This is a genomic window from Parvibaculum sp., from assembly GCF_045863935.1.
In the GTDB taxonomy this organism is placed as follows: domain Bacteria; phylum Pseudomonadota; class Alphaproteobacteria; order Parvibaculales; family Parvibaculaceae; genus Parvibaculum.
Genome location: NZ_BTVP01000010.1, coordinates 65,672 through 77,640, shown reverse-complemented (window position 1 = coordinate 77,640; position 11,969 = coordinate 65,672). Strand labels below are relative to the sequence as shown.

Sequence of the window (11,969 nt, the reverse complement as noted above, 5' to 3'; positions counted from 1 at the left end):
GCGGGAATATGGAATTCGGATTGTCGGAAGACCAGAAACTGCTTCAGGAAAGTGTGCGGGGAACGCTGGAGCGCGTGTCGCCGCTGGAGCGCGTGCGCGCGGCGGCAGACAAGGGCGAAACGGACGCGGCGGATATCGCTCACGCGCTCGCCGAACTCGGCGTTTACGGCATGATGGTGCCGGAGGCGCATGGCGGGATGGGGATGACGCTGCTCGACGCGGCGCTCGTTGCCGAGATGCTCGGGCGCTATGTGACGCCTGCGGGTTTTGCGGCGACGGCGGTCATGGCGCCCATCGCGATTGCGGGCGCGGGGTCCAAGGCGCAGCAGGAAGCATGGCTGCCGAAGTTCGCAAGCGGCGAAGCGAAGGCGGGCGTTGCCCTCGCGGAGGCGGCGTCGGGCGCGCGCGAGGGTGCGGGCGTGACCGCCGCCGGGGGCAAGCTCAACGGCAAGTCGCTCTTTGTACTTGAGGCGGAGGCGGCAGACGTCCTTGTCGTTGCCGACAAGGCGGGCGGGCTTCATCTCGTGAAGGGCGATGCGAAGGGGCTCACCAAGGTGAGGCTCACATCCATCGACCTGACGAGAGGGCTCAGCGAGCTTCAATTCGACAATGTGGAAGCGGAGGCACTTTCGTCTGGCGACGCCGCGGCCACGCTTCGCCGCATGATCGACGCCGGCCGGGTGATGCTTGCCGCCGACACGCTGGGCGCGGGCTGGATGATGATCGAGAAGGCTGTGGCCTATGCGGGCGAGCGCAAGCAGTTCGGCCGCGTCATCGGCTCCTTCCAGGCGGTGAAGCATATGTGCGCCGAGATGGCATCGGAACTCGAACCCTGCCGCTCGCTCGTCTGGTATGCGGCGCATGCCTTCGACACGATGCCCGACGAGGCGAGCCTGATGGCGGCGCATGCCAAGGGCATGACGGGCGAGGTCGGCCGCTTCGTCGCGCGCACCGCGACGGAGGTGCATGGCGGCATGGGCTTTACCGATCTCCTCGGCCTGCATTACTGGTTCAAGCGGATCGGGCTCAACCGGCAGTTGCTGGGTTCGCCGGAGCGCGTGCGCCATGAGGCGGCGGTCATGCAGGGCTGGGCGGCATGAAGATTCCCAACAAAGCGACCGAAAAGGCCATCCGGGAATTGGAGCTCGGCAAGGGAACGAAGTTTGCGTCCGTCGGCGCACTGTTTCGCGATGCCGGAATTCGTGCCGGTTCAGTGAGCGCCCCCGCCCCAAACGGCCTGCGATAGTCTGCCTTTGCAGACAAGCTGCGCCGACGGGCCGTTTGACCCGCCCCCAGGGGCGGGTGGGAAGAGAGGCAGTGCCTGAGGCTCTTGCCAACCGATGGGGCGAGGCGTCATATGCGCGGCGTCCGTTCTCCTTTTCCGGTGCTCCATGAGCTTTATCGGTTATGTCGCGGCCTTCCTCACGACCTTCGCCTTCCTGCCGCAGGCGCTGAAGACCATCAAGACAAGGGATACGTCGGGGCTTTCGCTCGCCATGTATGCCTGCCTTACCGTCGGCATTTTTCTCTGGCTGCTGCATGGCATCCATCAGCGCGACATGGCGCTGATTGGCGCCAATGCCATCACGCTGCTGCTGGCGCTGCCGATCTTCCTGATCGTGCTTGCGAATACGCTGGCGGCGCGGCGGCGCGCGGGCGAGAATAAATAGACCTCAGTCTATTTATTTTCTTGCGCGGAGACGCCGTGCCTGCTTGCATGTCGCCAACAAGAAAACCTGGAGGACGAAGCATGCGCGCAGCCATTTTCCGCAACGGCGATCTTGTCGCCGACGAGATGCCGGAACCGACGCCCCAAGGGGGGCAGGTGCTGGTGAAGACGCTCGCCTGCGGCATTTGCGGGTCGGACCTGCACGCCTTCCATCACGCCGACAAGATGGTGGAGGCGGCGCGGCGCTCGGGCTCGAGCTTCGCGATGGACACGAAGAGAGACATCGTGTTCGGGCATGAGTTCTGCGCGGAAGTGCTGGACCATGGACCGGGCACCGAGAAGAAGCTGAAGCCCGGCACGCGCGTCTGCTCCATGCCGCTGGCGATCACGATGAACGGCGACAAGGCGAAGGTCGATCCGGTCGGCTATTCGAACACGATGCCGGGGGGCTTTGCCGAGCAGATGGTGCTGAACGAGCTGATGCTGCTCGAGGTGCCGAACGGGTTGCCGACGGAACAGGCGGCGCTGACGGAGCCGATGGCGGTCGGCTGGCACGCGGTCGAGAAGGCGAACCTCACGCCGGACGACATTCCGCTCGTGATCGGTTGCGGGCCGGTCGGTCTGGCCGTGATCGCGGGCCTGAAAATCAAGGGCGTGCATCCGATCATCGCGGCGGATTTCTCACCCGCGCGGCGCAAGCTTGCCGAGCGGATGGGCGCCGATATCGTGCTCGATCCGAAAGTCGAGGCGCCTTATGCGCGCTGGACGAAGGAGGCGACGCCGGAAGGCTACGATGCCGACAACATCATGACTTTGCTCGGCATGGGGCCAAAGATCCGGCCCGGCGTCATTTTCGAATGTGTGGGCGTGCCGGGGGTCATCCAGCAGATCTTCGAGGGGGCGCCGCGCGGCGCGCGCGTGGTCGTGGTCGGCGTCTGCATGGAGCAGGACCGCTTCGAGCCGTTCTTCGGCATCAACAAGGAACTGAACGTGCAGTTCGTGCTCGGCTATACGCCGGAGGAATTCGCGCTGACGCTTGGCCATCTCGCGGAAGGCAAGATCGACGGTTCGCCGCTGGTGACGAGCAAGGTGGGCGTCGAGGGCGTGAAGGAAGCTTTCGCAGAACTCGGCAATCCCGAGAAGCACGCGAAGATTCTGGTCGAGCCTTGGCGCTGATGTTTTGCGGGCGCTGATATCTCACGCGGGCGGTGCGGTTTCGGCGAAGGAGGGACGCTTCGCGAAGTCGCGCCACCAGCCGGCGAGTTCTGTCTGGTTGTTCTGCCAGCCGAGCCCGCCATGGCGGAAATCGAGATAGCCGAGCGCGGCGCCGACGGCGATGCTGCCGAGATCGACCGGCCCGTCGAGCGACACAACTTCATCCTCAAGGACGGCAAGGCTGCGCTCGATGGCGCGGCTCCAGCGGCCGATCCACATTTCCGAACGCTGGGCTTCGGGCCGGTTGCGCTCGAAGACGATGGAGACGGCTGCGTCCATGATGCCGTCCGCCAGCGCCTGATGGCGCAGAACACGGAAACGCTCGACATGCGACGCGGGGATCATCGAGGGGCCTTCGAGCGTCACGTCGAGAAATTCGCAGATGAGCGGGCTGTCGAAATAAGAAGAGCCGTCCGGCATGATGAGTGCGGGGATCTTGCCGAGGGGGTTCGCCTCGTGGAGCGATGCGGGGTCTTCCATCGCCGAGACCGTTTCCTCGGTCACGCGGGCGGTCGCGCCCTTCTCGCGGATCATGACGCGAACCTTCCGCGCGAAAGGCGAGGTGTGCGAGCAATAGAGCTTCATCGGGAAAGTCCTTCAAGACGCGGGCCGGGAGGAGAATCGGCGTCATCCTAACCCCAACCGGCGGCCGGGCGGGTGCAAATAACGGCTGGCGCGGAGAGATTATCGGCTAGGATTGACCATCAGGTATTCGCGGCGAGGCGATGCCGAATTGGACGGCGCGAACGACAGATGCGCCAAGGGGGAGGGGCTCGGCCATGGATGGCGGACTGGTTTTCGTACTTGTTGCTCTGGCGCTTGCGTTCGCATTCCTGCTGCGCGCGGTCAAGATCGTGCCGCAGGGCCATGTCTATACGGTCGAGCGGTTCGGGCGCTACACGCACAGCCTGACGCCGGGGCTTGGGCTCATCGTTCCCTTCGTCGACAGCATCGGCAACAAGGTGAACGTGATGGAGACCGTGGTCGACGTGCCGAGCCAGGAAGTCATCACGCGCGACAATGCGATGGTGACGGTGGACGGCGTCGTCTTCTTCCAGGTGCTCGACGCGGCGAAAGCCTCCTACGAAGTGAACTTCCTCGAAAACGCCATTCTCAACCTCACCATGACGAATATCCGGACGGTGATGGGTGGCATGGACCTCGACGAATTGCTGTCGCAGCGCGATGCGATCAATGCGCGGCTGCTCAATGTCGTCGACGATGCGACGCATCCCTGGGGCGTGAAGGTGACGCGCATCGAAATCAAGGACATCGCGCCGCCGCGCGACATCGTGGACAGCATGGCGCGGCAGATGAAGGCCGAACGCGACAAGCGCGCCGCCATTCTCGAAGCGGAGGGTAAGCGGCAGGCGTCGATCCTCGCGGCCGAGGGTGAGAAGCAGGCGGCTATTCTCGAAGCCGAAGGACGCCGCGAAGCGGCCTATCGCGATGCCGAGGCGCGCGAACGCGAGGCCGAAGCCGAAGCGAAGGCGACGACCGTCGTGAGCGAGGCTATTGCGGCGGGCGACGTGCAGGCGATCAACTATTTCGTGGCCGGCAAATATATCGAGGCACTGAAAGCCATCGCGACGTCACCGAACCAGAAGCTCGTGCTGATGCCGCTCGAGGCGGCGAGCGTCATCGGCGCGATCGGCGGCATCGGCGACATTGCCCGCGAGGCATTCGGCGATGGGGGCCCGGGCGGCGCACCGCGCCGCGTTTCTTCCGGCTCGGTGCCGCGCACCGGAGGCGAGTGAGCGATGGAGAGCGATGCGACTATCCTGGAGCTTCTCGGCCGCTGGATATGGTTCATCATCGGCGCCGTGCTCGCCATCGTGGAGCTTTTCGCGCCGGGCGTGCTCGCGATCTGGCTTGCCATTGCGGCGACGCTCGTCGGCGGGCTGCTGCTGGTAATCGACATGCCGGTCGCGGCGCAGATCGCCCTCTTCGCCGTTCTGTCCATCATTCTCGTGTGGGCCTCGCGGCAGTTTCTCACGCGCCATCCCATCGAGAGCGATCATCCGACGCTCAACCAGCGCGGCGTTTCCTATATCGGCCGTATATTCGTCGTGGAGCAGGACATAAGAAACGGCAGCGGGAAGATCCGCGTTGGCGACAGTCTCTGGCTTGCGGAAGGCGAGGACGCCGAAGCGGGCGCGCGGGTGAAGGTCACCGGCGTGAACGGCTCCGCCCTTGTTGTGGTGAAAGCCGACTAGAGGCAGGCCGTACCGGAGGTGTGGCCGTTCATCGCGCGGATGGTGCGCCATTCCACGAAGTCGCGACAGGTGCGTCCCCGTTCGTCGGTGAACTCGCGAATGGGCGTCACCTTGCCGTTCGCCTTGTCCTGCGCCGTGAACCAGGTGACGGGCTCACGGAGCGGGACCGTCATCATTTTCGCAATGGCTTCGTTGCGCGCGCTGGATGCCATGCCGGTGAGCGAGGGCCCTTCGGAGCCGCCCACGATGTAGCCGGCGGCAACACCTGCCGCGACAGCCCATTCCGTACCGCCGCCCGAGCCGATGGCCATGCCGAGCATGGCGCCGCCCGCCGGGCCGACAAGGCGCGTGCCGCTATCGTCGACAGGCGCATCGACGAGCCCCTGCGGCTTGCGCATGGTGATCTCGGGCTGAGGCAGGGCCTGCTGCGCGCAGGCGGCGAGAGCGGAGAGGGCGAGAACGGCGGCGGCCACGCGGATACGCATGAGGCTCAATCCTTCCGCAGGAAGGGCATGAGGAAGCGCCTCAGGGCAGGGCTCGTCGCGGCAATCGCGCCTATAATAATTGTGATGAGCGGCAGGCTGCCGCTGCCGCCCTTGACGAGGCCGAGCACGCCCAGCGTGAGGTCGTTCAGCGTGCGCTCGATGGTGTCGAAATCGCGTTTCACATCGGCGCGCGCCGAAGCGATCGTCTGGTTCGCGAGTTCGAGTTCGAGCCGGTCGGCGCGGCCCGGCGCCTTGGCGGCGAAAAGGAGTGCAACGAAGGCAAGCAGCGTCAGCACACCGCCGGTGATGAGCGCGCCGAGCGGATAGCCGTAAATTTCCGACAGATAGAGAAAGCCGGCGACGATCAGCATGACGATGGCGAAGAGCGCGATGAAGGCGGCCATGCCGATGAGCGAGAGGCGGCGGGCAAGGCGGCGCGCCTCGAGTTCGGCGCGGTAGAGTTCGGCCTCGGCGAGGGCGCGGACTTTGGGTGTGGGGTCGATCACGAGGCCTCTCCTATCTCGTCAGAAGACGGCCAATGAGGAACCCGAGCCCGAAGGCAAGAAGCGCGCTTGGCACGGGATGGGCGTCGATCTGCCCCTGAATATCCTGAAGACCTTCCTGGACGCGTTCGCGCACCGCTTCCGCGTCGGCGAGAATGCTCTCGGCCTCTTCGGGCGCCGCCGCGCGAGCCTCTTCGAGCGCCTTCTGGAGCGCTTCGATCTGTGCCTGGAGCTCCTCGACGGTCGCTCCTTCGGCGGATTTCTTTTCGGTCATTTCAGCGCCTCCCGGAGAGAAAGTCTGTGAACGCGATTATTCCTCCGCTTCCGATCGAGCATAGTCCGGAAAAAGACGTAGACAAGGGACGTCGAAACAGCGGTTTTTCATTAAAAGCCAATTTGTAACGGAAAGGTTTTTTCTCCATCCTCGTCAGGACGGGGGGCTGACGGTAACGATCGAGGCGTCCCGTGTGGCGTGCACTGCTTGAGCGGATGGTCTTCTGGAGGAAGCCTGCGGCACCGGCGGGCAAGCCGGTCGACGACCGTCTTGCAGAGTTGTTCCGGCAGCGGGGGAACGGCACCGCGCTTGTGGGCGAACTCATTGTGCTCGACCTGGCCGAAGCCCGGCAGCGGGTAGGTGAGAAGTGGCCTTTGGTATCCCGGCATGTGCATCTTCTGGTCGAAAATATCCTGTCGCGACGGATCAGGGGAAATAGCCTCTTCTTCCAGTGCGGCGAGGGCGTCTTCGCCATCACATTCGCCGACAAAACGCGGGAGGAGGCGGAAGCCGAGTGCCAGCAGATTGGCGAAGAGATCATGGACTATCTCTTCGGCCAGGCGCTCTCCGGCATCGCCGGAAGCGAGGCGGGAGAGAACGATGTCCACCTCACGGTGCATTCGGAGGTCTTCGAGGTCGAGTTCAAGGCATTCGCCAATGCGGACTCGCCCTCGGAAGCGATCAAATCCCTCATAGCCGAACGATTGGCCAAGCGTATCGCCGCCGCGGATCCTGCCCGGTCGGTCGATGCGATGCTGCAGGATGTCGAGCGCAGACTGCAGAAGCTAGCGCTGACGCCCGGCGACGACGATCCGCCGAAGCTGGTGCAACAGCTTGAAACGCTCGTCTCCCGCCTTCGCGACCTCGAGCGCACGATGCGCCTGGCGAGACCGGTGGAGGCGGGAATGCAGCCGGGGAAGGGTCTGGAAAGCGGATGGATGCCGATCGAGCGGCCGCCCGATCCGGAGGCACGCCTCTCCGCTCTCATCGAGCAGACCCTGACCCAGATCGCGGAGCTGAAGGCCGAAGAAGCCGCCCTGGATGCCGGACAGGAGGCGGTGAGCGGTGGAGCGGAGGAAAGCGATGTCCAGTGGCTCAGCCTCGCCGAACACAAGATCGACTTCGCCGTCGATTATCTGCCGCTTCTCGACATAACGGCAGGCATCAAGGGCATCTATCTGTGCCGGATCAAATTCAAGATCGGCGGACTTGCCTATGAACCCCGACAGCTCATGGAGATCGAACAGGACAAGGACGTCTTCGTGATCGCCGACCGGCTGGCGCTGCGCTATCTCGTGCAGGGGCAGGGCGATGATGAGCATGAGGCCGTTCGATCCGTGTTCGTGGTGACGCTGCATCAGACGACACTCGAAAATCTCGTCTCTCGCCGCGTCTACATCGAACTCGCTTCGCAGCTCTCGGCGGAACAACGCCGAATGGCTTTCTTCGAGATCGTGCTCGATGAAGGCTGGAAGACCAGCCGTCTCCATGCATGGCTGACCCAACTGAGGCCCTATTGCCGCGGGCTGTTTCTCCGCTTTCCGGGCAGTCTCCTGCCGTTGCCTGCCGACCTTGCGGCGCTCGACCTGCCGTCGTTGCGACACCGCAGCGGCAGCGCGATCGGCATCGATGCGCGAGATCCGGTTCTTGCCGACGAAGAAGTCCGTCTCCAGGCTATGCGACGGCTCGGGCAGACGGCGAATGAGGCCGGACTGCGGACCTATGTGCTCGATGTGCCGGACCTGCGCGGGATCACGCTGTGCCGTGCCGCGGCTATACGCTACCTCTCCTGCGAGGCGGGGATGCCAGCCACGTGGCGCTCAGGTGCGATCGAGCGGATGACGGTGGACGATCTCATTGCACGAATGGAAGCCCTGGAACAGGGCCGCGCCGCTCAGAGATAAGGCGAAGCGAGCCGGAAGAAGGAATCGCGGATGCGCAGCGGCAAGGCGCGGTTCACGAGGTCGTCATAAGTGACGGGACGTGCGGTCGAAATCTTCCGCTCGATCAGCCCGTCGAGCTCGCGGGCGAATTCCGACCCGTAACATTCGAGGTTGAACTCAAAGTTGAGGCGGAGGCTCCTATCGTCCCAGTTGGCGGAGCCGACCATCGCCCACATGCCGTCGACCGTCATCATCTTCGAATGATCGAAGGGGCCGCTTGTCTTCCACACACGGCAGCCGGCGCGAGCAAGCCATGCTAGTGCCGGCGTCGAGGCCCAGTCGCAGAAGGGCAGATTGTTGGTGCTTGGCAGGACGATATCGACGATGACGCCACGCATGGCCGCCAGAGAAATGTTCGTCCTGAGTGTCCCGTCCGGAATGAAGTAAGGCGTGACGATGCGAACATTGTGACGGGCCTCGGCAAGCGCGCCAAGGAGCGTCCAGCGGATCGGATTGAGGCCCATGTCGGGGCCTGCGGGAAGGCCGCGCGCGACAATGTTGCCCACGCTTTCGATTTCCGGGAACCAGTCGTCGCCTTCGAGAACCTCGCCCGTGGTGAAGTTCCATTCGTGGGCGAAGGTGTGCATGAGATGCGAGACGACCGGGCCTTCGACCCGGAAGTGGGAATCGTGGATAGGCTTGCGCGGATCGCTGCCGACCACGTTGCCTTCGGCGATGTTCATGCCGCCGGTGAAGCCATGACGTCCGTCCACCACGAAGATCTTCTGGTGGTTGCGCATGTTCAGATAAGGCATCTGCCAGGGCATGAAGGAGTGAAGGAAGCGCGCGTAGTCGATGCCTCTCTGTTCGAGGAGGGGAATGATCGAGGGGCGCGAGTACCATGAGCCGACGCCGTCGATCAGGAGACGCACGCGAACGCCGCGATCCATGGCATCCGAGAGCGCATCGACGAAGCGCCGGCCGACAGAGTCATTGTTGAAGATGTATGTCGAGATCGCGATGGAGCGCTCTGCTCGCGAAATCGCCTCCAGCATCGAGGGATAGGCCTCGTCACCATTCAGGAGGACGCCGACGGCATTTCCCTGCGCGAAGCTTTCGGGAAGGATCTTCTGGCCGAAGCGCGCAAGGCCTTCCAGCTCGCGCAGGCGGACGACGCCCTCGGCGGCGCGTTCTTCAGCTTTCGCGGGGAGCGGCGCCAGAAGCAGCATGTCGTGTTTCTGGCCGCGCAATTCGCGCGCGCGGCGCTGGATGCGGTTCACGCCGAACAGGAGATAGACGATCCAGCCGACGAAGGGGACGAGCACGACGAAACCGACCCAGCTGGCGGCAGCGCGCTCGTCGGTCTTGGTCAGCATGACGTGGATTGCCGCTCCCGCCATTCCGCCGAACTGGATGAGGGCCAGCAGGAAAGGCCAGATATCCCAGAATAGCGTTCCCATGGGCCTCCATATTGGCCGCTACACGTGTTGCCGGATGCGCCGGTCCGGTCCGGGCCGTTCAGTAGCGCAGCGTGAGGCCCAGATAAAGGCCGCGGTCCTCGCCGGGGAAATACCGGGGTTTGGCGGACATGACATCCGCCCGGTCCGCATAGCGCGTATCGAAGATATTGGTCAGCTTGCCGAACAACGCAAGGTTCCCGGTCACGTCATAGTCCGCGCGCAGGTTGAAGATGTCGTGGCCGTCATATTCGACCGTGTTGGCGGCATCCATCCAGTAGGAGCCCATATGGACCCATTCGAGTTCCGCCCGGGCGCGGCTGTCCGGCGGGGTATAGCCGAGACGGACATTGGCGAGCGTGCGGGGCGCGGTGTCGACATCGTCGCCGTCGCGAATGATCTCCGATCCGGCGATATTGTCGAAGGCATAGGTGTGGCGCGCATAGGTGCCCGCCGCAGCAATGTCGAAGCCGAAAGCGAGGGGTGCGGCGAGTTCGAGCTCGATGCCCGCGTGGTTCGTCTTCCCATCAGAGACGTTGAAGCCATTGGCGTCGCGGAAATAGTAGTTCTCTTTCCGCATGTAGAAGACGTTGGTTTCATAGGAGATGCTGCTCCAGCGTCCGCGAAACCCGACCTCGATGCTGTCGAGTTCTTCCGACTTCGCCTCGCCCGGCACCTGCAACCGCTGCAGGCGATAAAGGTCGGTCGTCTGCGGCGCCCGCGTTCCACGTGCGATGTTGACGTAGCCGGTCACGGCATCGTTGAACTCGTGCAGAATGCCGATCTTGGGTGTCACGTCGCCGAATTCGTCGACGCGGCTCGGAATGCGCAGGTAGCGGCCGAGAATGCCGTTCGCGGTGTGGTTTTCGTAGTCGTAGCGGGTGTATTCGAAGCGCAGGCCCGCGGTGAACAGTGTCTTCGGCGCAAGCTGCCATTCGCTGTGTATGTAGGGCGCGAGGACCAGCGCCTTCACCGTGTAATCGTAGTGAACGCCTTGCGGTGTGTCGTTTGGCGGCGGAGGGGACACGGGCGTCGGGGTATACTGGATTTCCGTCAGCGTGCCATCCGTGTATTCGGTATCGAAGCCGAAGATCAGGCGGTGCCCGCCGTCGAGCCTCGTCACCAGGCTTGAGAGGAAGCCGCCGCTCCAATGCGCGTTTTCCTCGACGGGTTGCCCCGGCAGGAAGTGCATGAGGAAATTCATGCTGTTTGTGCGCGCATAGGGCGTGAGCACAAGCATCGTTTCGTCATCGAGATCGCGCTCGATGCGGACGGCGGTGCGCACCGCCCAGGCGTCGCGATAGGCTTCCGGATCGGGGTTTGTCTTGTAGAGCGCCGGGTCCTTGTAGGCGTCCTGTCCGACAACGAAGCCGGCGGTTTCCTGGTTCGTGTTGACTGCGGTGAGCGTTGCCGCGATGCGCGTGTCCGGCGCGTCGAAGTCGTAGCGCAGGCGTGCCTTCTGCTGTTCGAGGCCGGAATCGGCGCGGAAGCCGCCATCCTTCGAGACGGCGAAGCTGCCCCGAAAACCATGGGTTGCACCGTTCTCGCCTGCGATCGTCTGACTTGCCGTGCCGGAGGATTTGTAGAAATCGTGCGGGCCGCCCCAGATCGTCAGTTCCGCGTCGCCATCGGGCGAGGGGGGCAGGCTCAGGAAGTTGATGAGGCCGTGCTCCGCGTTCGACCCGTAGCGCGCACCGCCGGGCCCGCGCACCACTTCGATGCCGCCCGAGACTTCGTCCATCGCTTCCATGAGTGCGTTGACGTTCGCGAAGCCCGCGGCGCGCATCGGCACGCTGTCCTCGAGGTAGAGGAAGGAGCCCGCGCCCGCGCCGCCGGTGAGGACGGGCGAGCGGATGGCGGTCAGGTGTTCCGCGCCGCTGCCCTGCTCGATGCCGACGCCGGGCAGCCGGTTCAGCGCCTCGGCGGGCTGGGCCGGGCGGATGAACTCGACTTCGGGGCCCGTAATCTTGGAAATATTGCCGGTATGCGTGGCGCGGGGCGTGCCGAAGCCGGTGGTGGTGACAGTGAGCTCGTCGAGCATCAGCGTCGCTTCGTCCTTTTCCTCCTCCGCGGAGGCCATGGTCGGCGCGAAAGTGAGACCGAGCCCAACGAACAAGGCGACATGCAGCCGGACAAGCGCATTGCCGCGCTCGACCGGCCCGAAACGGAAACCAGACACTTCAGATACTCCCCGGGGCTTCGCCCTCTCCCTCGACTTCATGGCGCGGCTCCTCCCTGCCGGGGCCGCCATGCCTCATTGTTACCAT

Annotated in this window: 13 protein-coding genes; 7 read left to right on the top strand and 6 right to left on the bottom strand. The window is 64.1% G+C overall.

All coding sequences use genetic code 11. The annotated features are described in order from the left end of the window. Positions 1–8 precede the first annotated feature (8 nt). The 4 genes from ACKUUH_RS06290 (at position 9) to ACKUUH_RS06275 (ending at position 2,845) form a co-directional block, all read left to right on the top strand. Positions 9–1,100 (top strand): acyl-CoA dehydrogenase family protein, encoded by a 1,092-nt coding sequence (locus ACKUUH_RS06290; protein ID WP_407949030.1) that lies wholly within the window; start codon positions 9–11, stop codon positions 1,098–1,100. Then, positions 1,097–1,246 (top strand): hypothetical protein, encoded by a 150-nt coding sequence (locus tag ACKUUH_RS06285; RefSeq protein ID WP_407949029.1) that lies wholly within the window; start codon positions 1,097–1,099, stop codon positions 1,244–1,246. The genes ACKUUH_RS06290 and ACKUUH_RS06285 overlap by 4 nt, the downstream gene beginning before the upstream one ends. Positions 1,247–1,391: 145 nt before the next feature. Continuing rightward, a complete protein-coding gene (locus ACKUUH_RS06280) occupies positions 1,392–1,670 on the top strand; it encodes a SemiSWEET family sugar transporter (protein ID WP_407949028.1) in 279 nt (92 codons plus the stop codon). A gap of 80 nt (positions 1,671–1,750) precedes the next feature. Continuing rightward, the gene (locus tag ACKUUH_RS06275) at positions 1,751–2,845 is read left to right on the top strand and encodes a zinc-binding dehydrogenase (RefSeq protein ID WP_407949027.1); all 1,095 of its coding nucleotides are present in this window, start codon (positions 1,751–1,753) and stop codon (positions 2,843–2,845) included. A 21-nt stretch (positions 2,846–2,866) separates the two neighbouring features. Here ACKUUH_RS06275 and ACKUUH_RS06270 read toward each other — a convergent pair whose 3' ends face one another. Then, positions 2,867–3,469 (bottom strand): glutathione S-transferase N-terminal domain-containing protein, encoded by a 603-nt coding sequence (locus ACKUUH_RS06270; RefSeq protein ID WP_407949026.1) that lies wholly within the window; start codon positions 3,467–3,469, stop codon positions 2,867–2,869. Between the two features lie 194 nt (positions 3,470–3,663). Between ACKUUH_RS06270 and ACKUUH_RS06265 the strand changes: the two genes are divergently transcribed. Together ACKUUH_RS06265 and ACKUUH_RS06260 are read left to right on the top strand one after the other, a co-directional pair. Next, positions 3,664–4,641, top strand: a complete 978-nt coding sequence (locus tag ACKUUH_RS06265; protein WP_407949025.1) for an SPFH domain-containing protein — start codon at positions 3,664–3,666, stop codon at positions 4,639–4,641. A 3-nt stretch (positions 4,642–4,644) separates the two neighbouring features. Further along, positions 4,645–5,100 carry an NfeD family protein gene (locus ACKUUH_RS06260; RefSeq protein ID WP_407949024.1) on the top strand — a complete coding sequence of 152 codons (456 nt, stop codon included), beginning with the start codon at positions 4,645–4,647 and terminating at the stop codon, positions 5,098–5,100. On the opposite strand, the gene ACKUUH_RS06255 is transcribed toward ACKUUH_RS06260, so the two are convergent. Genes ACKUUH_RS06255 through ACKUUH_RS06245 form a run of 3 tightly spaced genes read right to left on the bottom strand, consistent with a single transcriptional unit; the run spans position 5,097 to position 6,362 of the window. Then, positions 5,097–5,585, bottom strand: a complete 489-nt coding sequence (locus ACKUUH_RS06255; protein ID WP_407949023.1) for a hypothetical protein — start codon at positions 5,583–5,585, stop codon at positions 5,097–5,099. The genes ACKUUH_RS06260 and ACKUUH_RS06255 overlap by 4 nt on opposite strands. 5 nt (positions 5,586–5,590) lie before the next feature. After that, entirely contained in the window at positions 5,591–6,091 is a 501-nt protein-coding gene (locus ACKUUH_RS06250; RefSeq protein WP_407949022.1) for a phage holin family protein, read from the bottom strand. Positions 6,092–6,101: 10 nt separating this feature from the next. Next, positions 6,102–6,362: a hypothetical protein gene (locus tag ACKUUH_RS06245; RefSeq protein WP_407949021.1), complete on the bottom strand. Its 261-nt coding sequence runs from the start codon at positions 6,360–6,362 to the stop codon at positions 6,102–6,104. 191 nt (positions 6,363–6,553) lie between these two features. Here ACKUUH_RS06245 and ACKUUH_RS06240 point away from each other — a divergent pair, with 191 nt between their 5' ends. Continuing rightward, complete coding sequence (locus ACKUUH_RS06240) at positions 6,554–8,266, top strand: hypothetical protein (RefSeq protein WP_407949020.1); 1,713 nt, start codon at positions 6,554–6,556, stop codon at positions 8,264–8,266. On the opposite strand, the gene ACKUUH_RS06235 is transcribed toward ACKUUH_RS06240, so the two are convergent. Then, the gene (locus ACKUUH_RS06235) at positions 8,257–9,705 is read right to left on the bottom strand and encodes a phospholipase D-like domain-containing protein (protein WP_407949019.1); all 1,449 of its coding nucleotides are present in this window, start codon (positions 9,703–9,705) and stop codon (positions 8,257–8,259) included. The genes ACKUUH_RS06240 and ACKUUH_RS06235 overlap by 10 nt on opposite strands. 58 nt (positions 9,706–9,763) lie before the next feature. Beyond that, positions 9,764–11,881 (bottom strand): TonB-dependent receptor, encoded by a 2,118-nt coding sequence (locus ACKUUH_RS06230; RefSeq protein ID WP_407949018.1) that lies wholly within the window; start codon positions 11,879–11,881, stop codon positions 9,764–9,766. Positions 11,882–11,969: the final 88 nt, after the last annotated feature.